Origin of the sequence: Paenibacillus flagellatus (assembly GCF_003217775.1) — a bacterium.
Taxonomy (GTDB): domain Bacteria; phylum Bacillota; class Bacilli; order Paenibacillales; family NBRC-103111; genus Paenibacillus_AB; species Paenibacillus_AB flagellatus.
This window is the reverse complement of sequence record NZ_QJVJ01000004.1, coordinates 303,804-327,422: the sequence shown is the minus strand read 5'-3', so window position 1 is coordinate 327,422 and position 23,619 is coordinate 303,804. Positions and strand designations below refer to the sequence as shown.

Sequence of the window (23,619 nt, the reverse complement as noted above, 5' to 3'; positions counted from 1 at the left end):
AGCTGAAGCCATATCCCACTAGGAATGGAGATCGAAACCGTTATGAATGCCAAACCGAACACGGCGGCCCGCCGGAACAAATGGGGCGACTTCGTCGCGCTGATCCGGGAGACGAAGCCCCCCAAGCTGCAGCTGATCGTCGCGCTCGTCCTCAGTCTGATCGGGACGGTCGTCAGTCTGGTCATCCCGCTGTTCACGAAAAACCTCGTCGACGGCTTCTCGCTCGACTCGCTCGATCCGATCCATATCGTGCTGCTCGTCGCGGCGTTCGTCGCGCAGACGGTCGCCGCCGGCGTCTCGATCTATTTGCTGAACCGGACCGGGCACCGCATCGTGGCGGGCATCCGGGAACGGCTATGGCGCAAGCTGCTCGCCCTTCCGGTCTCGTATTACGACGACACCAAGACGGGCGAGCTGACGAGCCGGGTGACGAACGACACCGGCATCGTGCGCGGCCTCATTACCGAGCAGCTGTCCGGCTCGCTGAACGGAATCATCTCGATGATCGGCTCGATCGTCATTTTGCTTGTCATGGATTGGAAAATGACGCTCGTCATGCTCATCGCCGTTCCGGTTACGTTCGCCGTCATGGCGCCGCTCGGACGGCAAATGTACCGCATCTCGAAAGGGATGCAGGACGAGACGGCCCGGTTCACGTCGGTGCTCAACCAGGTGCTGTCGGAAATCCGGCTCGTCAAATCGTCGAACGCGGAGCCCCGCGAATACGAGAACGGCAAAGCCGGCATCGCCGGCCTGTACCGGTTCGGCGTCAGGGAGGGCAAAGTGCAGGCGATGATCGCGCCCGTCATGATGCTCGTGGTGATGGGACTCGTCGTCGCGCTGATCGGCTACGGAGGCGTCCGCGTCTCGTCGGGGGCGATGACGGCCGGGGAGCTGGTCGCGTTTCTGCTCTACTTGTTCCAGATCGTCATGCCGGCGACGCAGCTGTCGACGTTTTTCACCCAGTTCCAAAAGGCGATGGGGGCGACGGAGCGCATCGTCGAAGCGCTTCGCTCGGACGAGGAGGCTTACGGGACGGGCCGTCCGGTGCCGAAGGAGGAGCGGCCGATCGTGCTCGAGGACGTCCGGTTCGCTTACAAGCCCGGCGAGCCGGTGCTGCGCGGCGTCGGGTTCGCGATCGAGCCGGGCAAGGTGACGGCCGTCGTAGGGCCGAGCGGCAGCGGCAAGACGACGCTGTTCTCGCTGCTCGAACGGTATTATGCGCCGCAATCGGGGACGATCCGGTTCGGCGCCGATCCGATCGACGAGCTGTCGCTTCGGGAGTGGCGTGCCCGGATCGGCTACGTGTCGCAGGACAGCCCGCTCATCGCCGGGACGATCCGGGACAACATCGTCTACGGAACCGACCGCGACGTGTCGCGGGAGGAGCTCGAGCGCGCGGCGCGGTCGGCGTACGCCGACGCGTTCATCCGCAGCTTGCCGGACGGCTACGAGACGGAGGTTGGCGAACGCGGCATCAAGCTGTCAGGGGGCCAGCGGCAGCGGATCGCCATCGCCCGGGCGCTGCTGCGCGACCCGGCGCTGCTCATGCTCGACGAGGCGACGTCGAGTCTCGACAGCAAGTCGGAGCAGGCGGTGCAGGAAGCGCTCGACAATTTGATGCGCGGCCGGACGACGATCGTCATCGCCCACCGGCTGTCCACCGTCGTGGACGCCGACCGGATCGTATTCATCGAGAAAGGCGAGGTGACGGGGATCGGAACGCACGAGGAGCTGTTCGAGACGCATCCGATGTACCGCGAGTTCGCGGTCAACCAGCTGCGCATGCACGCGGAGGCGGGGCAAGGGCGAGCCGGGGGCCAGGAGGCGGAGACGGAGGAAAAGTCGATCGCTTCCCGATTGTAAACGGGACGATTCGAGACCGGAGCGGGTGCGCTCCGGTTGTTTGGCATGCGCAAAATCGGAGGACCGTCCGAGCGATGCCGCGTCATATAACAATGAATGGGGGGAATATGACGTCCTTTTCGCGAGCCGGCTTATGAGCGAAGTGAAACCGCTTCGATCAAGAAAATGTTGCGGATCGAGTCATTTATATATTGTGTCATAAATAAATATATGGTATGTATTATATAGGGTCATCACGACGTACCAAACGCGAAGGATGTCCGATTCGAAATGGGGAGGCGTTCCGTATGAAAGCTGCCGGTCAAAGCGTCAAGTTGGGTCTTATCGTATGCCAATATTGCGGCGCATGGATCGATGAAGTCGAAACCGAGAAGGTGACGGTGCTGTACGGCGCGTGCCGGGACGAATCGTGCCGGAGCAAGACGAGACGGGAGGAAATGAACGATGGATAACGGAAGCGGCAATCATCGCGGTTCGATAAGCGGCAACGATAACGGCCAATGGATTTTGCCTTTCGAAAGCGGACACGCGGGCATGAAGGAGCTGCTCGGCGGCAAAGGGGCGAATTTGGCGGAGATGACGAAGGCGGGGCTTCCCGTCCCTCCGGGGTTCACGATTACGACGCAAGCGTGCCGGGCGTACTACGAAGCGGGCGGCCGGCTGCCCGACGGGCTGATGGGCGAAACGGCGAAGGCGATCGAAGAGCTGGCCCGCAAGCAGGGCAAAACGTTCGGCGATCCCGCCGCGCCGCTGCTCGTCTCGGTCCGGTCCGGCTCGGTGCACTCGATGCCGGGCATGATGGATACGATTTTGAACGTCGGGCTGAACGACGAGACGGTTCGCGGCTTCGCCGAGTCGACGGGCGACGCGCGGTTCGCCTACGATTGCTACCGCCGCCTCATCCAGATGTTCGGCAACGTCGTGTTCGGCATCGAGCCGATCCGTTTCGAGCGGCTGCTGCACGAGACGAAGGAGAAGCACGGCGCCGCCAACGATCGCGACGTGCCCGCCGAAGGCTGGATCGAGCTCGCGGCGCGCTACAAGGAGCTGATCGCGTCGAAGGGGGGCAAGCCGTTCCCGCAGCGGCCGGACGAACAGATCGAGCTGGCGGTGGAAGCGGTGTTCCGCTCGTGGAATAACCCGCGCGCGATCGTGTACCGCAAAGTGAACCGGATCCCGGATCACCAAGGAACGGCCGTCAACGTGCAGGCGATGGTGTTCGGCAACAAGGGCGACGATTGCGGAACGGGCGTCGTCTTCACGCGCAACCCGTCGACCGGGGAGAAGAAGCTGTTCGGCGAATATTTGACGAACGCCCAGGGCGAAGACGTCGTGGCCGGGGTCCGGACGCCGCTGCCGATCGCGGAGCTGGAACGCGACATGCCGGACGTGTACGACGAGCTGAGACGGACGGCGGAGAAGCTGGAGCGCCATTACCGCGACATGCAGGATATCGAGTTTACGGTCGAGCACGGACGGCTGTACCTGCTCCAGACGCGGACGGGCAAACGATCGGCCCAAGCCGCGATGAAAATTAGCGTCGACCTCGTCGACGAGGGGCTGCTGACGCGCGAGGAGGCGGTGGCGCGCATCGAGACCGGCCACCTCGACCAGCTGCTGCATCCGGCCATTCCGGCGGACGCGAAGCTCGACGTCTTGGCGACGGGGCTCCCCGCCTCGCCGGGGGCGGCGACGGGCGAAGCGGTGTTCGACGCCGACACGGCGGAAGAGCGCGCGCGCGCCGGACGCCGCGTCATCCTCGTCCGGGCGGAGACGACGCCCGAGGACATCCACGGCGTGCTCGCCGCGGAAGGCGTGCTGACGAGCCGCGGCGGCATGACGAGCCACGCGGCGGTCGTCGCCCGCGGCATGGGCAAGCCGTGCGTCTGCGGCTGCGAGGAGGCGCGCATTGACGCCGAGGCGCGGGAGCTTCGCGTCGGCGGCGCCGTCATCCGCGAGGGCGACGCCGTCTCGATCGACGGCTCGACCGGCCGCGTCATCCGCGGCGAGGTGCCGCTCCGCGCCGGCGAGCTGTCGCCGGAGCTGGCGCGGCTGCTCGGCTGGGCGGACGGCATCCGCGAGCTGCGCGTCGCGGCGAATGCGGACAACCCGGCCGACGCGGCGAAGGCGCGCGAATTCGGCGCGGAGGGGATCGGCCTGTGCCGCACGGAGCATATGTTTCTCGCGCCGGACCGGCTGCCGGCCGTCCGCGAGATGATTCTCGCCGAGACGCGCGAGGAGCGCGAGCGGGCGCTCGCCAAGCTGCTGCCGATGCAGCAGGGCGACTTCGACGGCATGTTCCGGGCGATGGACGGCTTGCCGGTGACGATCCGGCTGCTCGATCCGCCGCTTCACGAGTTTTTGCCGAACGCCGACGAGCTTCGCCAGCGTGCGGCCGAGCTGTCCGACGCGATCGCGCGCTCCGCGGACGAAGCTCAAGCCGAACCGCTGCGCGGCGACTTGGCGGAGCTCGAGACGATGCTGCGCAAGGTGCGGTCGCTGCACGAGGCGAACCCGATGCTCGGCCAGCGCGGCTGCCGGCTCGGCGTGCTGTTCCCGGAAATATACGACATGCAGACGGAAGCGGTGTTCCGTGCCGCGCTCGACTGCATGCGCGACGGCGTCGTCGTGCTGCCCGAGGTGATGGTGCCGCTCGTCGGCCACGTCAACGAGCTGCGCTTCCTGCGGGAGCGGATCGACCGGACGGCCGAGCGCGTGCTCGGCGCCGACGCCGCGAAGTGCCGCTACAAGGTCGGCACGATGATCGAGGTGCCGCGCGCCGCGCTGACCGCGGCGCAAATCGCCGAGTGCGCCGACTTCTTCTCGTTCGGCACGAACGATTTGACGCAGATGACGTACGGCTGCAGCCGGGACGACGCCGAAGGGAAATTTTTGACCCATTACGTCGACCAGAAGCTGCTGCCCGCCAATCCGTTCCAGACGCTCGACCGCGACGGCGTCGGCCGGCTGATCGAATGGGCGCTTCGCGACGGCAAGCCGGTGCGGCCCGATCTGAAGGCCGGCGTATGCGGCGAGCACGGCGGCGATCCGCAGTCGATCGCGTTCTGTCACGCGATCGGACTCGACTATGTCAGCTGCTCGCCGTACCGGATCCCGCTCGCCCGGATCGCCGCGGCGCAGGCGCGACTGGCGCACGGGCCGTCTCCCAAGCCGAAGGCCGGCGCCGATGCCGATACCGATGCGCGGCCGCTCGCCGCGGCCGCCGGGAGCAGCGTCTCCTGAGCGGGCAAAAATGTTGCCGGCCGGAGTGGCTTTTGTCCCGAATCCGCGCTAACATAGAAGAATAGGAACGTTTCGGATGAGCCGGAAGCGACTATCGCTTTCGGCTTCCGTTCGAAAGGAGGAAGACGAACGTGCCGTTATCGCCACGTCAGCTGGAAATCGTCCGGCTCGTCAAGCAGCATGCGCCGATTACGGGCGAGCAAATCGCGGAGACGCTCCGGCTCAGCCGGCCGACGATCCGTTCCGATCTTGCGCTGCTCGTCATGCTCGGGCATCTCGACGCCAAGCCGAAGGTCGGCTATTTTCCGGGACAAGCCGCCGCCCAAGAGGACAAAGGCTCGGCGGCATTCGCCGAGATGAAAGTGAAGGACGTGCAGGCGCTGCCCGTCATCATCCGCGAAACGGCGACGGTGCACGACGCGGTCGTTACGCTGTTCATGGAGAATGTCGGCAGCCTGATCGTCGCGGACGAGTCCAATGCGCTCGCCGGCGTCATCTCGCGCAAAGATTTGCTCAAAGTGACGCTCGGCAATCCGGCCGCGTCGACGATGCCGGTCGGACTCGTCATGACCCGGCACCCGAACGTCGTCGTCGCGCTGCCAGACGAAACGGTGCTCGAGGCCGGTCGCAAAATGATTCATCACCAGGTGGACAGCCTCCCCGTCGTCGTTCGTCACCCGGACGATTCCGGCAAATGGGAAGTGGTCGGCCGCATTACGAAAACGACGATGACGAAGCTGCTGGTCGGCTGGACCGGCGCCGTGGAAAGCTAAACGAAGGGGGAGCGGGGATGACCGAGGAGCGGCAGCAGCTCATAACAATTTGCTCGGATGCGGTCGGCGAAACGGCGGAAGCGGTCGTGCGCGCGACGATTCGCCAATTCGACGCGCATCAGGTGAAGATCCGAAGAATCGGACATGTTAAAAACGAAGACGAAATTCGCACGATCATGGAGGAAGCGGCGCAAAGCGGAGGCTTCGTCGCGTATACGCTCGTCCAGCCGGAGCTGCGCGAGATGATGAAGGAGGAGTCGATCCGGCTCGGCGTGCGCGCCGTCGACATCATGGGCCCGATGATGCAGGCGTTCATCGACACGTTCAACGATTCGCCGAAGCGGAAGCCGGGGCTGCTTCACGAGATGGACGACGCCTACTTCCGCCGGGTCGAGGCGATCGAGTTCGCGGTCAAGTGCGACGACGGCCGCGACGCGAACCTGCTGCTGCAGGCGCATATCGTGCTCGTCGGCGTGTCGCGCACGTCGAAGACGCCGCTCAGCATTTTTTTGGCGCACAAGGGGTACAAGGTCGGCAACTTCCCGCTCGTGCCCGAGGTGAAAACGCCGCAGCAGCTTCTGCAGCTGCCGGGCAACCGGATCGTCGGCTTGACGATGGACGCGGAGCAGCTGCTCAAAATCCGCACCGAACGGCTTCGCGCCGTCGGATTGCCGTACGGGGCGAAGTATGCCACGCTGCAGCGTATATCCGAGGAGCTCGAGTACGCGCACGATATTATGAAGCGGCTCGGCTGTCCCGTCATCGACGTGACGGACAAGGCGATCGAGGAGACGGCGGGCGTTATTTTGGGATACTTGTGACGGCCGCAGCGCCGTTTATTTTTTCGTCGCGAACGAAGCAACTTCGGGTTGTCTCCCACCCCCATCTCCGTTATCATGGATAAGGATGGACGATATTGGAGAAGAGAGGGATCACGGAGCATGAGCAAGCTGAAGGTGGGCGTCATCGGAGCCGGATCGATATCCGAGCTGCATATGGGCTCCTATAAAAACAACCCGAACGTCGAGATGTATGCGATCTGCGACTTGAACGAGCAGCGGGCGAAAGGGCTGGCCGACAAATACGGCTTCGCCAAGGTGTACACGAACATCGACGAGATGCTCGCCGATCCGGAGTTGGAAGCGGTCAGCATTTGCACCTGGAACAATACGCATGCCAGCCTCGCCGTGAAGGCGCTCGACTCGGGCAAGCACGTCCTCGTGGAGAAGCCGCTCAGCACGACGGTGGAGGAAGCGCTGCAGGTGCAGGAGGCGGTTCGCCGCTCCGGGAAGCTCGTACAGGTCGGCTACGTCCGCCGCTACGGCTCGAACACGCAAATGCTGAAGCAATTTATCGACAACGGCGATCTCGGCGAGATTTATTACGCGAAGGCGTCGTGCTTGCGCCGTCTCGGCAATCCGGGCGGCTGGTTCGCGGACAAGTCCCGTTCCGGCGGCGGCCCTCTCATCGACTTGGGCGTCCATATGATCGACATTTGCTGGTACTTGATGGGACGGCCGAAGGTGAAATCCGTCAGCGGCAATACGTACAACCGTCTCGGCAACCGGTCCAACGTGAAAAACTTGAACTTCTACAAGGCGGCCGACTACGACGCGAGCAAAAACACCGTCGAAGATTTGGCCAACGCGATCGTCCGCTTCGAGAACGGCGCCTCGCTTATGGTCGACGTCAGCTTCACGCTCCATGCGAAGCAGAACGAAGTATCCGTGAAGCTGTACGGGGACAAGGGCGGCTGCGAGATCGAGCCGGAGCTCGCGATCATTACGGAGAAGTACGATACGATTTTGAACGTGACGCCGCAGGTCAACTCGCTGCAGCTGAACGTGACCGAAGCGTTCCAGAACGAAATCAATCATTTCGTCGAAAGCTGCTTGAACGGCACGACGCCGATCAGCCCGGTCGAGGACGGCGTGGAAATGATGAAAATGTTGTGCGGCATTTACGAATCCGCCGAAACCGGCAAAGAAGTGTATTTCTAATTGAATCCGTAAAACAAATGACGTCCTTTCGGCCCATCGGCCGTCGGGACGTCATTTTTTGTTGGCGAAGGCGGCGAGCCGCTCCTCTTCCGTCAATCTCGGGCAAACCGTGCAGTTCCGTCCGTCCTTCAAAAAATAACGGAGGCAGCACGTTTTGCGCACACGTATCGTCTCGCCCGGCTTGAGCGGATGGCTGACGCAGCTGCCCTCGATGCGGAGCGGATTGTCGAGGCAGGCGCCGAACAGGTCGCAGCCGGCGTATTTCGTAACGAACGCGTAGTCGTCTTGAAGGACCGCTTTTTTCGATTCGTCCGTCTCTCCGTCGCTCCATGCGTTGTAGAAGTGATGAATGTAGACGAGCGCATTTTCCCACAGCGTGCACATGCTTACGTGGGCATGGGCCGATACGGCTCGAAACAGCGGCTCCAAATGGTCGCCGAACAGCGATTTCCCGATTCGGTTGCGCCATTCGACGCGCTCGTCGGCCGGGCAGGGGACGATGTCGGCGTCGTCGCCGTTCCAGACGATAGACGGCTGCAATTGATCGTCCAGCTCGAGTGTACAGGCGCCGGCCGAAGCGTGCACGCCGACTCCGTCGCGGCTCATCGCGTCGAGCGCCGCGACGAGGATGCGGGCGTACGCCTTCACGAACAGCGAGCCTACGGCCGCCGGCGACGCCGACCGCCATTTGCCGTCGAGCGTTCGCAGCACGTGTTCCAGCACGTCGGGCTTCGCCAAGTCCGAGGCGTCGAACCGGTACCGCGCCGCCGGATTCGGAGCGCGCCGGAAACGGTATTCCGCCTCCCAATCGGCACGTCGGGCGTCAAGCGTAGGCATGGGCTTTCCTCCGGGCCGTCACGTCGCGGCCTTTGCCGAGCGGGACGCACATCGGCGTACCGAATATCGGGTCCGGCACGATGCGGCATTCGAGATCGAACACGTGGCGGATGAGCTGCTCGTTGACGATCTCTTCCGGACTTCCGCTCGCGTAGACGGTTTTGTTTTTGACGGCGACGATATGGTGGGCGTACCGGCACGCGAGGTTGATGTCGTGCAGCACCATGACGATCGTCCGTCCTTCGTTCTCGTTCAGGTCGAACAGCAGGTCGAGCACTTCGATCTGATGCGTCAGGTCGAGATACGTCGTCGGCTCGTCGAGCAAAATCGTCGGCGTATCCTGCGCGAGCGTCATGGCGATCCACGCCCGCTGGCGCTGGCCGCCGGACAGCGAGTCGACGGCCCGCTCCGCGAGCTCGGTCATGCCGGTCGCCTCGAGGGCGCGCGTCACCATGCGCTCGTCCTCCTCCGACCATTGCTTGAGCCAGCTCTGGTACGGGTAACGCCCTTGCTTGACGAGCTGCAGGACGGTCAGTCCTTCCGGAGCGGTCGGACCTTGCGGCAAAATGGCGAGCCGGCGGGCGACCTCCCTCGTAGAAAGCCGGGCGATGTTGTCGCCGTCCAGCAAAACCGAGCCCGACTCGGGCTTCAGCAGCCGCGCCATCGAGCGGAGCAGCGTCGATTTGCCCGAACCGTTGCCCCCGATCAGGACGGTGATGCTTCCTTGGGGAATCGACAAGTCCAAGTTTTCGATGATCGGCTGCTCGCCGTAGGAGAGCGTCAGTCGGTTCGTTTCGAGTGCTTTCATCGTTCCAGCCTCCCGGGGGATGATGTCGACGGACGCCCGTCAGGCGTTCCGGTTGCGGTACAGCAAATACAGGAAGAACGGTGCTCCGATGAGCGACGTGAAAATGCCTACGGGCAGGTCGAGCGGCGCGAAGGCGGTGCGGGCAATCAAGTCGGCCAGCGCCACGATGATGCCGCCGGTCAGGACGGCGACGGGCAGCAGCCCGCCGAACGACGGCCCGACGAGCCGGCGCGCGATATGCGGGGCGAGCAGGGCGACGAAGCCGATCGCGCCGCCGACGGCGACGGCCGCTCCGGCCAAGCCGACGCACAGGGCGAGCAGCAGCAGCCGGCTGCGGTTGACGCGGCTGCCTGTGCTCGAGGCGGTGTCGTCGCCGAGCTGCAGCACGTTCAGCGTCCGGCCCGCGAAGAAGGCGACCGGCAGCAGGACGAGCGCCCAAGGCGCCAGCGCCGCGACGTCGGTCCAGTTGGCGCCGTAAACGGTGCCGGTCAGCCACGTCAGCGCCTTGCTCGACGTGTAGAACGGGCTGCGCACGATGAGCAGCGTCGTCAGCGCGCGCATGCTCGCTTCGATGCCGACGCCGATCAGGACGAGCCGCATGGCGGCTACGCCTTTTTTCCAAGCGAGCGCGTAAATGATCGCCGTGGCGGCGACCGCGCCGACCATCGCGGCGAACGGCAGCAGCCGGATGCTGGCCGTAGGCAGCAGCGTGATGAAAAGGACGGCGGCCGCCGACGCTCCGCCGGTGACGCCCATAATGTCCGGCGAGGCGAGCGGATTGCGGATCATGCCTTGCAGGATGGCGCCGGACGCCGCCAGCAGCATGCCGACGAGCAGCGCGACGACGATGCGCGGCAGCCGGAATTGGAGCACGATCGTCGCTTCGGCTTCGTCGCCGGCGCCGAACAAGATGCGGACGACCGACAGCGGATGAATGCGCATCGAGCCGATCGCCGAGCTCGCGATCGCGACGGCGACGGTTACGGCGGCCAGCATGCAGGCGACGAGCAGCGTCCGTTTGTCGAGCAGGCCGGAAGCCTTCAACGATTTGCTGCGGAAAGGGATATATTTGCTCATGATTTCGACCACCCTTTGCGCGCCGCGAAAATGAAAAACGGCGTTCCGATCAGCGCGGTCATGACCCCGATCGGAATTTCGCCCGGCATGGCGACGAAGCGGGCGGCGATGTCGGCCGCGATCAGCAGAATCGCCCCGACGAAGGCCGAATACGGCGTCATCCAGCGAATGTCGCCGCCGACCAGGTACCGGCACAGATGCGGCGTCACGAGACCGACGAACGCGATCGGGCCGGCCGCGGCGACCGAAGCGGCGCACAGCGTCATAATGACGAGACCGGCCGCCGCTTTGACGAGCAGCGTCCGCTGGCCGAGACCTTTGGCGACGTCCTCGCCGAGCAGCAGCGTATTGATCGGACCCGAGACGATCAGGGCGACGATCCAAGACGCGGCCATATAAGGAAGCACGTCGATCAATATCGAAAGTTTGCGCCCTTGCACCGAGCCGGCGAGCCATAGCAGCACTTCGTCCATTTTGCGTTCGTCGATCAGCAGCAGCGCGTGAATCATCGACGAAGCGAGCGCCGTGACGGCGGCGCCGGCGAGCGTCACCTTGAGCGGGGATAGCCCCTCGCGGCCGACCGATCCGAGCATATAGACGACGACTCCGCTCGCGACGGCTCCGAGAAAGGCGATCCAGGTCATCTCGGATAACGATTGGACGGAGAAAAACGTGACGCCGGCGACTACGGCGAGCCCCGCCCCGGAATTGATGCCCATCAAGCCGAGGTCGGCGAGCGGGTTTTTCGTCAACGCCTGCAGCAGCGTTCCCGCGATGCCGAGGCTCGCGCCTACGGCGGCGGCGATCAGGGCGCGAGGGACGCGCAGTTCTTTGATCGCGATATGTTCGTTGGAGCCGTTAAAATGAAAATAAGCGTCGATGGCGGTACGCCAAGTCGTACCGATGACGCCGTACACGATGCTTGCGTATACGGCCGCCGCAAGCAGAAGGAGCGCGGTCGCAAGCCCGAACAGCTTGCCGGTTGCGCTGCGCAAAACCGGGTGCATAAACGTCCTCTTTCCTTTATGAGAGCTGCATGTTGTCTACATCGTTCAGTGTATGGGATCGGGCTTGTTCTGTCAATGAATTTGATATTCATTCTCACTGAAAATCGTTTATGTATTGACAAGGAAAAGCGGGATGTGTAACATAAGATTCTGGAAATGATAATCATTCTCACATCGAGTGCCGCCCGCTTTTCGTTACATAGCCGATCGGCTTGCCGGCACCGGAACACATTGTACACCATATAGGGGGAACGAACACACCATGAACATGAAACGGAACCGGATCGCCGCGACGATGCTGACGGCCGTCATCGGAGCGACCGTCGTCCTGGCGGGATGCGCGGGCAAGCAGGAGCAGCCGCCCGCTTCGAGCGGCAGCGCGGGAGGAGGCGCGGCCCCGAGCCAAAGCCAGAGCTATACGGTGAAGCACGCGATGGGGGAGACGACGCTTACGAAGAAGCCCGAGCGCGTCGTCATCTTGACGAACGAAGGGACCGAAGCGCTGCTGGCGCTCGGCGTGAAGCCGGTCGGAGCGGTCAAATCGTGGGTCGGCGACCCGTGGTACGAGCATATTAAAGCGGACATGCAGGGCGTCAAAAACGTCGGCACCGAGTCGCAGCCGAATATCGAAGAAATCGCCGCGCTCAAGCCGGATCTGATCATCGGCAACAAGATGCGGATCGAGAAAGTATACGACCAGCTGAACAAAATCGCCCCGACGGTTTACTCGGCCGAGCTGCGCGGCGACTGGAAAGTGAACTTCATGCTGTACGCGGAAGCGCTGGGCAAAAAAGCCGAAGGCGAAAAAGTGATGGCCGACTTCGACAAGCGGGTCGCCGATTTGAAGACGAAGGCCGGCGACAAGCTGAAGCAAAAAGTGTCGCTCGTCCGCTTCATGGCGTCGACGGCGCGCATTTATTACAACGACACGTTCGCGGGCATCATCTTCAAGCAAATCGGCATCGCGCGGCCGGAGAAGCAGAACAAGGACGCGTTCGCCGACGACGTGACGAAGGAGCGCATTCCCGATATGGAAGGCGACGTGCTGTTCTACTTCACGTACGAAACCGGCGACGGGAAGGCGTCGAAGATGGAAGAGGACTGGACGAAGGATCCGCTGTGGAACAACCTGAACGTCGTCAAGAACAAGAAGGCGTTCAAAGTGAACGATACGATCTGGAATACGGCCGGCGGCGTCAAAGCGGCGAACCTTCTGCTCGACGAGCTGTACAAGTTTTACGAGGTTTCGAAATGAACGGTTGATTGAAATCGGCCCTCCCATCCGTTTGACGCGGACTATTCTTTGCGGCATTATGGAAGAATAGAACCGTTGACGGGTGGGAGGGCTTTTTTGTATGGATCGCAATCGAGGCGCCGTTCGCCGGTCGGTCCTGCGCCGATCGCTGCAGCTGCCGATCCGGTTTTACCGCAGCTGGATATCGCCGCTGAAGCCGCCGACGTGCCGGTTTTACCCGTCGTGCTCGGCTTACGCGCTGGAGGCGATCGAAGTTCACGGCGCGGCCAAAGGAAGCTGGCTGGCCGCGAAGCGCATCTGCAAATGCCATCCGTTCCATCCGGGCGGCTTCGATCCCGTCCCGCCCCGCGAGGAGAGCGGGAACGAGCCGGGCGGACATCCGTCGACTTGACATCGGGTATGCCGTTTGCTTAGAATGGGAATAACTTCAATCCATACCGCTTCCGTTGAACGGATAAGTACGAGGTGCGCCCTATCGCAGAGAGCCGGGTCAGGTGAAAGCCGGCATAGTGCAGCTTCCGAAGATGGTCCGGGAGGAATCGCCGTCGAGCTTCGCGCCGGATGTCCGGCTGGTAAGACCGCGACGCACGCCAGCGTTACGGGCGTAGTCCGTCGAGACGGACTGTGGAGATCCCTGCGAACCGTACGGACGCGGGGGAATTTGGGTGGTACCGCGTGAGCTTCGACTCTCGTCCCATGTGGACGGGAGTTTTTTGCGTTTCAAACCGACAAACCATTTTTACAAGGAGGCTGTTGCGCGATGAGCGACACACGAAAAACGTATTATTTGACGACCCCGATCTATTACCCGAGCGACAAGCTCCATATCGGGCACGCCTATACGACGGTGGCCGGCGACGCGATGGCGCGGTACAAGCGGCTTCGCGGCTACGATGTCGTCTACTTGACCGGCACCGACGAGCACGGGCAAAAGATCGAGCGCAAGGCGGCGGAGAAGGGCGTATCGCCGCAGGCGTTCACGGACGGCATCGTCGCCGGCATCAAATCGCTTTGGAGCAAGCTGGACATTTCGTACGACGATTTCATCCGGACGACGGAAGACCGGCACAAGACGGTCGTCCAGCAAATATTCGCCCAGCTGCTCGAGCAGGGCGACATTTACTTGGGCGAGTACGAGGGCTGGTACTGCACGCCGTGCGAATCGTACGTACTGGAGCGCCAGCTAGTCGACGGCAACTGTCCCGACTGCGGGCGTCCCGTGGAGAAGGTGAAGGAGCAAAACTACTTTTTGCGCCTGAGCAAGTACGCCGACCGGCTGCTCAAGCATTACGAGGACCATCCGGATTTCATCCAGCCCGAATCGCGCCGCAACGAGATGATCAGCTTCATCAACCAAGGGCTGGAAGATTTGGCCGTCTCCCGCAACACGTTCGACTGGGGCATCAAGGTGCCGGGCAATCCGGAGCACGTCATCTACGTCTGGATCGACGCGCTGTCCAACTATATTACGGCGATCGGCTACAAGGCCGACGAAGCGAAGTTCCGGTCGTACTGGCCGGCCGACGTCCATCTGGTCGGCAAAGACATCATTCGCTTCCATACGATCTATTGGCCGATCATGCTGATGGCGCTTGACTTGCCGCTGCCGAAGCAGGTGTTCGCGCACGGCTGGTTTTTGACCAAGGAAGGCAAAATGTCGAAGTCGAAAGGCAACGTCATCGACCCGGCGCTGCTCATCGAGCGGTACGGTCTGGACGCGCTCCGCTACTTCCTGCTCCGCGACGTGCCGTTCGGCCATGACGGGGTGTTCACGCCGGAAGGCTTTATCGAACGAATCAACTTCGACTTGGCGAACGACCTCGGCAATTTGCTCAACCGGACCGTCGTCATGATCGACAAATATTTCAACGGCGACATCCAGCCCTTGATCGAAGGCGCCACCGAATTCGACGCGCCGCTGCAGGAGACGGTCCGGCAAGCCGTCGCGAAGACGGAGGAGGCGATGGAGAAGCTGGAGTTCTCCGTCGCGCTGGGCGCCATCTGGCAGCTGATCGGACGGACGAACAAATATATCGACGAGACGCAGCCGTGGGCGCTCGTGAAAGACGAGGCGACCCGGCCGAAGCTCGGATCGGTGCTGTACCATCTGGCCGAATCGCTCCGCATCACGTCCGTCCTGCTGCAGCCGTTCATGACCCGCACCCCGCTCAAAATATGGGAGCAGCTCGGCATCGCCGGCGACGGCCGATTGACGGAGTGGGAGAGCGTCCGGACGTTCGGCGCGCTTCCGGCCGGCACGAAGGTGAAAAAAGGCGAGACGCTGTTCCCGCGTCTCGAAGTGGCGCCGGAGGTGGCGTATTTGGTCGAGTCGATGGGCGGAACATCGGCGTCCGCGCCGGCGGTCTCGGACGGCGTGAAGCCGGAGGCGGCGGAAGGCGGCAAGCCGAAGGGAGGCGGCGCCGATAAGCCCGCCGCAGCGGCTGCCGACAGCGCCGAGGAGATCGGCATCGACGACTTTATGAAGGTGGAGCTTCGCGTCGCGCAGGTGCTCGAAGCCGAGCAGGTGAAGGGCGCCGACAAGCTGCTCAAGCTGCAGCTCGATCTCGGCTCCGAGAAGCGGCAGGTCGTCTCGGGCATCGCGAAATTTTACTCGCCGGAGTCGCTCATCGGCCGCAAAGTGATCGTCGTCGCCAATCTGAAGCCGGTGAAGCTGCGCGGCGAGCTGTCGCAAGGGATGATACTGGCGGCGTCGGAAGGCGATCGACTGACGCTCGCCTCGGTCGCGGAAGACATTCCGGTCGGCGCGATCGTGAAATAACGAAAAAACGCCTCCTTTCCTCGTCCGGGGAAGTGGAGGCGTATTTTTTACGAATAAAAAGGACGGAACGACAAAACTTTCGGTTGACATCGCGTCAGGGGCGAGCCTATAATCGATTTTGTAAATAGAAACATTTACGATTTACAATATATTCATTTCGTCCGAACAAGAAGGGAGCACGACCGATGCGTTTGATCGCCCGTTCCAATGCGATTCTACTATTTATGCTGCTGCTCGCGGTTTTCATGACCGGATGCGGCAAATCGACTGTAACGCTTTCCGAAGGAAAAGTCAATGTCGTTACGACCTTTTATCCGCTGTATGATTTTGCCTCCCGGATCGGGGGAGATCGCGTCAACGTCGTCAACCTCGTGCCGGCCGGCGTCGAGCCGCACGACTGGTCGCCGAAAAGCCGCGATTTGGCAAACATGGGCAAAGCGCAGTTGTTCCTCTATAACGGGGCCGGCTTCGAAGGCTGGGTGCACGACTTTCTGGACAGCTTGAACAAGGACTCCGGCTTGACGGTCGTCGAGGCGAGCGAAGGCATCGAGCTGCTGCACGGCGTCCCGCATGAAGATGACGGACACGGTCACGAGCACGAGCACGAGGACGATTCGGACGTCGATCCGCACGTTTGGGTCAGCCCGAAATCCGCCTTGAAAATGGCGGAAAACGTCAAAAACGGTCTCGTCCGAGCGGATGCCGCAAACCAAGCGTACTACGAGGCGAACTACGAGACGTTGAAGAAGCAGCTGAGCGATCTGGACGCGAAGTTTACGGACGCCTTGGCCAAAGCGGGCAAAAAAGAGATCGTCGTCTCGCATCAGGCGTTCGGGTACTTGGCCCGCGACTACGGCTTGACGCAAATGCCGATCATGGGGCTGGCGCCGGATGCGGAGCCGACCGCGCAAGATTTGAAGGAGATCAACAAGTTCGTCAAGGAGCATCAAGTGAAGTACATTTTCTTCGAGGAGCTCGTCTCCGACAAGCTGGCGAAGACGCTCGCGAAGGACGCCGGCATCGAAACGCTCGTACTGAACCCGGTCGAGGGGCTGACGGAGGAGCAGATAAACGCGGGTGAACATTATGTGACGGTGATGGAGAACAATTTGCAAAATCTGCTGAAAGCATTACAATAAAGGTGCACGGCCATTACGAGCACGAATGGGGAGCCTTGCAATGACACAATCGACCCGACCGGCGGGAGAACGTTGCCACCTGCCGGTCGTTTCTTTGGATAACGTCTCGTTTCATTACGAGCAGCGTCTCGTTATCGAGCAATTGAACTTTCACATTTTGCAGCGGGACTTCGTCGGCCTCATCGGCTCGAACGGCGCCGGCAAAACGACGCTGCTGCGGATGATCGTCGGGCTGCTCAAGCCGGACGAAGGCGAGGTGCGCCTGTTCGGGACGCCCCTCTCCAAGTTCCGCGATTGGGAGCGCATCGGCTACGTGCCGCAAAAAAACGCGTTCAATCCGCTGTTCCCGGCGACCGTGCGGGAGGTCGTCACATCCGGCCTCTACGGGCGCAAAAAGCTGTTCCGCCCCATCGGCCGCGACGACAAGAAAAAGGTGGACGACGCGCTGCACGCGCTCAGCATCGAGGAGCTGGCCGACCGACGCATCGGACGTCTGTCTGGCGGGCAGCAGCAGCGCGTCTTCCTCGCCCGAGCGCTCGTCAACGGCCCGGAGCTGCTCATTCTCGACGAGCCGACGGTCGGCATCGATTCGGAGACGCAGGAGCATTTTTTCCATATGATCCGCCATATGCACCAGCGTCACAACATCACGTTTTTGATGGTATCGCACGATTTGGACATGATGCACGCTTATCTGGGGTACGAGCCGGCGCAGACGAGCGGCAAGCTGAAGTTTTACGTCAAGCATACGCACGAGCCGGACAATTGCGCCGAGACGAATTTGGCGCACAGCCTGCGCGACCTTCGGCTGGCGGGCGAGCCGGCGGCGGCCCGATAGGAGAGTATAGCCTTTGGACATTTTTGCCGAATACTTTTTTCAACGCGCCTTGATCGGCGGCATCCTGATCGGGATTATGGCCCCGCTGCTCGGCGTCTTCCTCGTCCTGCGGCGGCTGTCGATGATCGGGGATACGCTCGCTCACGTATCGATCGCGGGCGTGGCGCTCGGCTTCCTGCTCGGCGTCTATCCGCTCGCCGTCGGCTTGCTCTTCTCGATCGTCGCCGCCTTCGCCATCGAGCGTCTTCGCCGGGCCTACCGGACGTACGCCGAGCTGTCGATCGCGATCATCATGTCGGGAGGCGTCGCGCTCGCCACGTTTTTGTTCACGCTGGGCAAAGGCTTCAACATGGACGTGACGAGCTACTTGTTCGGCAGCATCTATACGCTCAGCTGGACCGACCTGTGGCTCGTGCTGGGCGTAACCGTCGTCGTGCTCGCGATGCTGACCGTCTTTTTCAAAGAAATGTTCCTCATCATGTTCGACGAGGATGCGGCGGCCGTCAGCGGCATCCCGCTCCGCGCCTTGAACCTGCTGACGACGGTGCTGACGGCGCTCGTCATCGGCGTCGCGATCAAAATCGTCGGCGCGCTGCTCGTCTCGGCGCTGATCACCATCCCGGTCGCGTGCAGCCTGGCGGTGGCGAAAAGCTTCCGCCATTCCGTCTGGATCGCCGCGCTCTACTCGGAAACGGCCGTTATCGCCGGATTGATCGCCGCCGGCGTATGGAACTGGGCGCCGGGCGCGACCGTTGTCCTGCTGCTGATCGTTCTGCTCGTCGCCACGCTGCTCGTGCGCGGGGCGAAGCGGTCGTAGGCGGCCGCTCGAACCTAGGAGGAAAGGAGGAAGCCGCTTGAGTCAAGTGAACGTCTGGATCGCGCTGTGGGCCGGCTTCGCCTCATTTATCTCGCCGTGCTGCCTGCCGCTGTATCCTTCGTATTTGTCCTACATAACCGGCATTTCCGTCCAACGGCTCCGGGACGACCGGACGACGAAGGAAGTGCGTCTCGCCACGACGGCGCATACGCTGTTTTTCATTCTAGGGTTTTCGATCATCTTTTACTCGCTCGGCTTCGGTGTCGGGCTCGTGGCCGATTGGTTCAACGAATACCGTAATTTGATCCGCCAGCTGTCGGCGATTTTGATTTTGCTCATGGGCTTGTTTTTGATGGGCGTTTTCCAGCCGCAATGGCTGATGCGGGAGCGGAAGGTGCAGGTGAAGTCGAAGCCGGCCGGCTTCCTCGGCTCGCTCGTCGTCGGCATGGGGTTTGCCGCGGGGTGGTCGCCGTGCGTCGGACCGATTTTGTCGTCGATTCTGCTGCTGGCCGCGTCGGAGCCCGGAACCTGGTTCCAGCTGACGACGGCGTATTCGGTCGGCTTCGCGATTCCTTTCTTTATCCTCGCCTTTTTCATCGGCTCGACGAAATGGATATTGCGGTATTCGTCGGCGCTCATGAAGATCGGCGGCGGGCTCATGATCGTCATGGCGATTTTGCTCTATTTCGACAAAATGATTCTGATCACGATATGGCTGCAGGAACGGACGCCGGATTGGCTGAAGTTTTGACGGCAGCGAACAAAAACCCGCACGCTCCGGCTTTCCGGGCTCGCGGGTTTTATGTTTTCGGCGGGGACGTTCAAGTAAAATATTCGATTTTCGCTTCGGGAAAACGTTCGAAAATGCGTTCGGTAATATATTCGCGGAGCGCATTCGCCTGCTCGTCCGGGTACACGTATTTGCCTTGTCCCCACCGGCCCCACTTGTATTTCCGTTTCGCCTCGTCCATTTCCAGCTTCGTCTTGGGGTAACGGCGCTCGATGATCGTTTTCGCCGTTTTCGTAAACCGGTGCTGGATCAGCTCGAACGTCAAATCTTTCGTCGCTTCGGCGGGAACCGACTCCTGCAGCTTGCGCAGCAGCTCGGCGTAGCCGTCCTCCCAGCCTTCGTGCCAAATGATCGGCGCGATGATGAAGCCGAGCGGGTAGCCGGCCCTCGCCACCTTGCCGGCCGCTTCGATCCGTTCGGAGAACGTCGACGTCGCCGGCTCGAAATGACGGATGACGTAATCGGCATTGACGCTGAACCGGAAGCGCGTATGTCCGTTATGCCGGGCATCCAGCAAGGAGTCGACGTGATGGAATTTGGTGACGAACCGAAGCCGGCCGAGCGGCTGCCGGCCCATAAATTCGATCAATTCCTTCAGCGAGCCCGTAATCGGCTCGAGTCCGACGGGATCGGACGTACACGCCGCCTCGAATCGGGTCAATTCGGGAGCCCGTTCCTCGATGTACCGTTCGGCCGCCTGCAGGATGTCGTCCATATTGACGTACACGCGAATATACGGCTTCGCGCCCAGCGTCGTCTGCAAATAACAATAATGACAATGCCCCATGCAGCCGGTCGCGATCGGGATCGCGTATTCGGCGGACGGCTTCGACGTATCGAACGTAAGCGTCTTGCGGACGCCGACGACGAGCGTTCGTTTGGCGATTTTGTACGATTCGAGCTCCGATTCGCCGGGGAAATTCGTAATCCGGTTGTGCGACGTCGTCATGCGGATCGGCAAGCCTTGCGCCTGCGCCCATTCGTGAATGCGCCGTCCCTTCGGATAATCCAGCGCGTTCGGCTCGAAATAGACCAGCTCGGGAACGAATTCCGGCGTGCTTCGCTTGCGCGGCGGGGAGAGCAGTTCGGTGGCGATCGTCTTTCCGCTCCTTTCGTGGATTCGGATCGGTACGTTACCTAGCTTCCCCGAAGGACGGCGAAATAGCGGTCGGCGCAATCGACACATTTTGCCGGCAAACTTGCTTTGTCCCTTCAAACAGTGTATCATACATTAGGGTTTTCCGATTTTGCCTAACAGGGAGGGATCATATGGCGGCGACTCCGAGCATGGAGGACTATCTGGAGAAGATTTATAAGCTGATCGACGAGAAAGGCTACGCCAGAGTGTCCGACATCGCCGAAGGACTGGAAGTTCATCCCTCATCCGTTACGAAAATGATCCAAAAGCTGGATAAAGACAACTACTTGATTTACGAGCGGTATCGCGGGCTCGTGCTGACGTCCAAAGGCAAGAAGATGGGCAAGCGGCTCGTCGACCGGCATCATCTGCTCGAGAGCTTCCTGAAGCTGATCGGCGTTCAGGAGGAGAACATTTACAAGGACGTCGAAGGCATCGAGCATCATTTGAGCTGGGACTCCATTACGTGCATCGAGGTGCTGGTCGAGTTTTTTCAGCGCAACCCGGAGCGCGTCACCGAACTGATGAATATTCGCAGCGAGCTGGAATCGGAATAACGCCGATTCCCCCTTGGGACGCTCCGTTCGCCTCGAAAGAGACGACGGAGCGTCTTTGCTTTCGGATGCCCGCTTTCGCGCGAGACATACGTACAAACCGGTCCCGCATACATAGGAACTAAGACGCTTCGCCCTCCCGACGAAAGCGGTTACGTCTCGGGCGCGCGGCGAATCGTGTCAACGGAGCGGGAAGGGTGACGGAGCGATGATCGTCAACGGGGTGTTTGAAGGAGGGGGCGTCAAAGCGATCGCCTTGGTCGGTGCGGTCCGGGCGGCGGAGGAGCAGAATGTCCGGTTTCATCAGGTGGCGGGTACGTCGTCGGGTGCGATCGTGTCGTCGTTTCTCGCGGCCGGCTACACGGCTAACGAGCTCAAATCGATTATCATGGAGACGCCGTTCACCGATTTTTTGGCGAAATCGTGGCTTCATGAAATGCGGTTCGTCGGACCGGCCATCCGGCTGTTCGTCAAAAAAGGGCTGTATTCCGGGCAGCGGCTGGAGCAATGGGTCGCCGAGAAGCTGGCGGCGAAAGGCATACGCACGTTCGCCGATTTGCCCCGGGGCAAGCTGCGCATTATCGCGTCCGACATTTCCCAAGGGAAGCTGCTCGTCCTGCCGGACGATATCGCCTCCTACGGCATCGATCCGCAGCGGTTTCCGGTGGCCCGCGCCGTGCGGATGAGCACGAGCATCCCGTATTTTTTCGATCCCGTCGTCATCCGGAAGGCGCCGAAGGTGCGGCGCAAAGGAGAGTCGTTTTCCGATCAGTTCATTTATATCGTCGACGGCGGGCTGCTGAGCAATTTCCCGCTCTGGATCTACGATCAGGAGAACAGCCATATCCCGGAAGACGAGCAGCTGCCGACGCTCGGCTTTCATCTCGTCGGCAAGCAATCGAACGCGCCGCGTTCGATCTACGGTCCGCTGTCGATGCTCCAAGCTCTGTTCGCGACGATGATGGAGGCGCACGACGAACGGTATATCGAGGAGAAATACCGGTTTCGGACGATCAAAATTCCGACGCTCGGCGTCCGCGTCACCGACTTCGACATCAAGCCGGAAAAAAGCTTGGAGCTGTACGAGTCGGGATACGCGTCGGCCAAGGCGTATTTCCAAAAATGGTCGCACCAGCATTACGTCAGCTGCTTCAATCAGTTTATCCGCAACGGCGGAGGCGGAGGCAACTTGCTCGCCTGAACCGCCGCTCGATGGAAGGCGAAAGCCCCCGGCCTGCTTGGACCGGGGGCTTTCGATTGCGGCAACCGCATGATGGCGGTACAGCGGTCAATGATACGGATGCGGATTGTCGTCGTCGTCCCGCTTGTTGCCTTGGATGACGCGGAACGGCACGTTTTTGCGCTTCTCCCTCGGCTTCGTGCGCGAGGCGGAAGACGGCTTGCGGGAGGGGGCTTTTCTCCAGCGGGCGGGCGGATATTTCCAAAGGACGAACACGCCCCCGAAAATGACGATCGCGACGACAAGCTCGAACGGGTTGGACATCAAACTCATGATGATGCCGATGGCCATCAGCGCGAGCAGGACGATAAACAGCGGATGCATTCGCCGTTTCATGGCATAACCCCTTTCGGTAACTCCTTAGTAGGAAACCGCCCGATCCGACTCGCGGGCGCCGCGCTGGCCCAGCAAATCGCGTTCGAGCTCGAGCATCCGGTTGAACGAAGCGATGGACACTTCGACCTGCGAATCGTCCGGCTCCTTCGTCGTCAGCTTTTGCAGCCACAGGCCGGGGTAGCCCAAGAAGCGGAGCACCGGAATGTCGCGCATCGAGTTCGTCACGCGCAGCACCTCGTACGACAAGCCGATGACGAGAGGCAGAAGCGCGATCCGCAGCACGAGACGCTCCCATAACGTATCGTATTCGAAGAACGAATAGACGATCACGCCGACGATGACGGTGAAGACGATGAAGCTGCTTCCGCACCGGTAATGCAGCGTATTGAACTTTTGCACGTTGGCGACGGTCAGCTCTTTGCCCGCCTCGTACGCGCTGATCACTTTGTGCTCCGCCCCGTGGTATTGGAACAGCCGCTTGATGAGCGGAGTAAGCGAGATGACGTAAATGTAGCCGAGCAGCAGAACGATTTTGATGACACCTTCGAGCAGGTTGTGGCCGATTTTATTGTCGAACAAGTTTTGGAACAGCAGCTGCTCGATTATGGCCGGAACGAGCGTGAACACGAATTTGCCGAATACGAACGACAGCACTCCTACGACGGCTACGCCGAGTATGAGCGACAAATTGGCGACCGGACCGGGTTTCTTGTCCGCTTGGGCTTCCTCTCCGCCTTCGTCCTCGGCATATTTCTCGGCGGAGAAATTGAGATGCTGCGCTCCTTTGGCGCTCGATTCGAGTATGGCGACGATGCCGCGCAGCAGCGGTATTTTTTTGAGCTTGTTGACCCAGCCGATCTCTTTGCGGGGCACCTCGTAAAAATCGATTTGATCGTTTTTGCGCCGGACGGCGGTAACGTTGACGGTTTTGCCGGCGAACATGACGCCTTCCATAACCGCCTGGCCGCCGTATACGGCTTGTTGGTTTTGCGACAATGAGGCCGCCCTCCTTCTACTGGACTAGCAACGGAAAATTGCGTTTCTACCTCTTATTGTAACGAATTCCGGCGCCGAACGCCACTCGTTTACTTTGAGCCAACTTGCGCATACTAAGGCTAACTT

Annotated in this window: 22 protein-coding genes; 15 read left to right on the top strand and 7 right to left on the bottom strand. The window is 61.3% G+C overall.

All coding sequences use genetic code 11. From position 1 onward, the window contains the following. Positions 1–42: 42 nt before the first annotated feature. The 6 genes from DLM86_RS11190 (at position 43) to DLM86_RS11165 (ending at position 7,882) form a co-directional block, all read left to right on the top strand. Positions 43–1,866, top strand: a complete 1,824-nt coding sequence (locus tag DLM86_RS11190; protein WP_110840083.1) for an ABC transporter ATP-binding protein — start codon at positions 43–45, stop codon at positions 1,864–1,866. A 287-nt stretch (positions 1,867–2,153) separates the two neighbouring features. Beyond that, the gene (locus tag DLM86_RS11185) at positions 2,154–2,318 is read left to right on the top strand and encodes a GapA-binding peptide SR1P (protein WP_245954507.1); all 165 of its coding nucleotides are present in this window, start codon (positions 2,154–2,156) and stop codon (positions 2,316–2,318) included. Continuing rightward, positions 2,311–5,109 (top strand): pyruvate, phosphate dikinase, encoded by a 2,799-nt coding sequence (gene ppdK, locus DLM86_RS11180; RefSeq protein ID WP_110840082.1) that lies wholly within the window; start codon positions 2,311–2,313, stop codon positions 5,107–5,109. The genes DLM86_RS11185 and ppdK overlap by 8 nt, the downstream gene beginning before the upstream one ends. Before the next feature lie 131 nt (positions 5,110–5,240). Then, positions 5,241–5,882 carry a helix-turn-helix transcriptional regulator gene (locus tag DLM86_RS11175; RefSeq protein WP_245954505.1) on the top strand — a complete coding sequence of 214 codons (642 nt, stop codon included), beginning with the start codon at positions 5,241–5,243 and terminating at the stop codon, positions 5,880–5,882. Between the two features lie 17 nt (positions 5,883–5,899). Next, positions 5,900–6,703, top strand: coding sequence for a pyruvate, water dikinase regulatory protein (locus tag DLM86_RS11170; RefSeq protein ID WP_110840081.1), 804 nt, complete (start codon positions 5,900–5,902; stop codon positions 6,701–6,703). 120 nt (positions 6,704–6,823) lie between these two features. After that, complete coding sequence (locus tag DLM86_RS11165) at positions 6,824–7,882, top strand: Gfo/Idh/MocA family protein (RefSeq protein WP_110840080.1); 1,059 nt, start codon at positions 6,824–6,826, stop codon at positions 7,880–7,882. A 51-nt stretch (positions 7,883–7,933) separates the two neighbouring features. Here the strand turns inward: DLM86_RS11165 and DLM86_RS11160 are convergent, their stop codons facing one another. The 4 genes from DLM86_RS11160 to DLM86_RS11145 are packed head-to-tail and all read right to left on the bottom strand — an operon-like array spanning position 7,934 to position 11,611. Then, positions 7,934–8,719 (bottom strand): IucA/IucC family C-terminal-domain containing protein, encoded by a 786-nt coding sequence (locus DLM86_RS11160; RefSeq protein WP_110840079.1) that lies wholly within the window; start codon positions 8,717–8,719, stop codon positions 7,934–7,936. After that, a complete protein-coding gene (locus DLM86_RS11155; RefSeq protein ID WP_110840078.1) occupies positions 8,706–9,527 on the bottom strand; it encodes an ABC transporter ATP-binding protein in 822 nt (273 codons plus the stop codon). Before DLM86_RS11155 ends, DLM86_RS11160 begins: the two co-directional genes overlap by 14 nt. A 39-nt stretch (positions 9,528–9,566) precedes the next feature. Then, positions 9,567–10,604 (bottom strand): FecCD family ABC transporter permease, encoded by a 1,038-nt coding sequence (locus DLM86_RS11150; protein ID WP_110840077.1) that lies wholly within the window; start codon positions 10,602–10,604, stop codon positions 9,567–9,569. Next, on the bottom strand, positions 10,601–11,611 hold the full coding sequence (locus tag DLM86_RS11145) for a FecCD family ABC transporter permease (RefSeq protein WP_110840076.1): 1,011 nt from the start codon (positions 11,609–11,611) through the stop codon (positions 10,601–10,603). Before DLM86_RS11145 ends, DLM86_RS11150 begins: the two co-directional genes overlap by 4 nt. Before the next feature lie 262 nt (positions 11,612–11,873). Between DLM86_RS11145 and DLM86_RS11140 the strand changes: the two genes are divergently transcribed. From DLM86_RS11140 to DLM86_RS11110, 7 genes are all read left to right on the top strand, one after another. Then, entirely contained in the window at positions 11,874–12,866 is a 993-nt protein-coding gene (locus tag DLM86_RS11140; RefSeq protein WP_425453957.1) for an ABC transporter substrate-binding protein, read from the top strand. A gap of 100 nt (positions 12,867–12,966) precedes the next feature. Next, positions 12,967–13,257: a membrane protein insertion efficiency factor YidD gene (gene yidD / locus DLM86_RS11135; RefSeq protein ID WP_110840075.1), complete on the top strand. Its 291-nt coding sequence runs from the start codon at positions 12,967–12,969 to the stop codon at positions 13,255–13,257. A gap of 369 nt (positions 13,258–13,626) precedes the next feature. Further along, positions 13,627–15,645, top strand: coding sequence for a methionine--tRNA ligase (gene metG, locus DLM86_RS11130; protein ID WP_110840074.1), 2,019 nt, complete (start codon positions 13,627–13,629; stop codon positions 15,643–15,645). A 185-nt stretch (positions 15,646–15,830) separates the two neighbouring features. After that, a complete protein-coding gene (locus DLM86_RS11125) occupies positions 15,831–16,784 on the top strand; it encodes a metal ABC transporter substrate-binding protein (protein WP_211326508.1) in 954 nt (317 codons plus the stop codon). 40 nt (positions 16,785–16,824) lie between these two features. Further along, positions 16,825–17,622, top strand: coding sequence for a metal ABC transporter ATP-binding protein (locus tag DLM86_RS11120; protein WP_110840073.1), 798 nt, complete (start codon positions 16,825–16,827; stop codon positions 17,620–17,622). 13 nt (positions 17,623–17,635) lie between these two features. Then, positions 17,636–18,439, top strand: coding sequence for a metal ABC transporter permease (locus DLM86_RS11115; protein ID WP_110840072.1), 804 nt, complete (start codon positions 17,636–17,638; stop codon positions 18,437–18,439). A 37-nt stretch (positions 18,440–18,476) separates the two neighbouring features. Continuing rightward, a complete protein-coding gene (locus DLM86_RS11110; RefSeq protein ID WP_110840071.1) occupies positions 18,477–19,190 on the top strand; it encodes a cytochrome c biogenesis CcdA family protein in 714 nt (237 codons plus the stop codon). 70 nt (positions 19,191–19,260) lie between these two features. On the opposite strand, the gene splB is transcribed toward DLM86_RS11110, so the two are convergent. Then, positions 19,261–20,325: a spore photoproduct lyase gene (splB, locus tag DLM86_RS11105; protein WP_110840253.1), complete on the bottom strand. Its 1,065-nt coding sequence runs from the start codon at positions 20,323–20,325 to the stop codon at positions 19,261–19,263. Positions 20,326–20,498: 173 nt separating this feature from the next. Between splB and mntR the strand changes: the two genes are divergently transcribed. Both mntR and DLM86_RS11095 read left to right on the top strand, forming a co-directional pair. Beyond that, the gene (gene mntR / locus DLM86_RS11100; RefSeq protein ID WP_110840070.1) at positions 20,499–20,924 is read left to right on the top strand and encodes a transcriptional regulator MntR; all 426 of its coding nucleotides are present in this window, start codon (positions 20,499–20,501) and stop codon (positions 20,922–20,924) included. A gap of 205 nt (positions 20,925–21,129) precedes the next feature. Then, complete coding sequence (locus tag DLM86_RS11095; RefSeq protein ID WP_110840069.1) at positions 21,130–22,122, top strand: patatin-like phospholipase family protein; 993 nt, start codon at positions 21,130–21,132, stop codon at positions 22,120–22,122. 87 nt (positions 22,123–22,209) lie between these two features. On the opposite strand, the gene DLM86_RS11090 is transcribed toward DLM86_RS11095, so the two are convergent. Together DLM86_RS11090 and DLM86_RS11085 are read right to left on the bottom strand one after the other, a co-directional pair. Continuing rightward, positions 22,210–22,497: a hypothetical protein gene (locus tag DLM86_RS11090; protein WP_146250197.1), complete on the bottom strand. Its 288-nt coding sequence runs from the start codon at positions 22,495–22,497 to the stop codon at positions 22,210–22,212. 24 nt (positions 22,498–22,521) lie between these two features. Next, the gene (locus DLM86_RS11085) at positions 22,522–23,493 is read right to left on the bottom strand and encodes a DUF1385 domain-containing protein (protein WP_211326507.1); all 972 of its coding nucleotides are present in this window, start codon (positions 23,491–23,493) and stop codon (positions 22,522–22,524) included. Positions 23,494–23,619 lie beyond the last annotated feature (126 nt).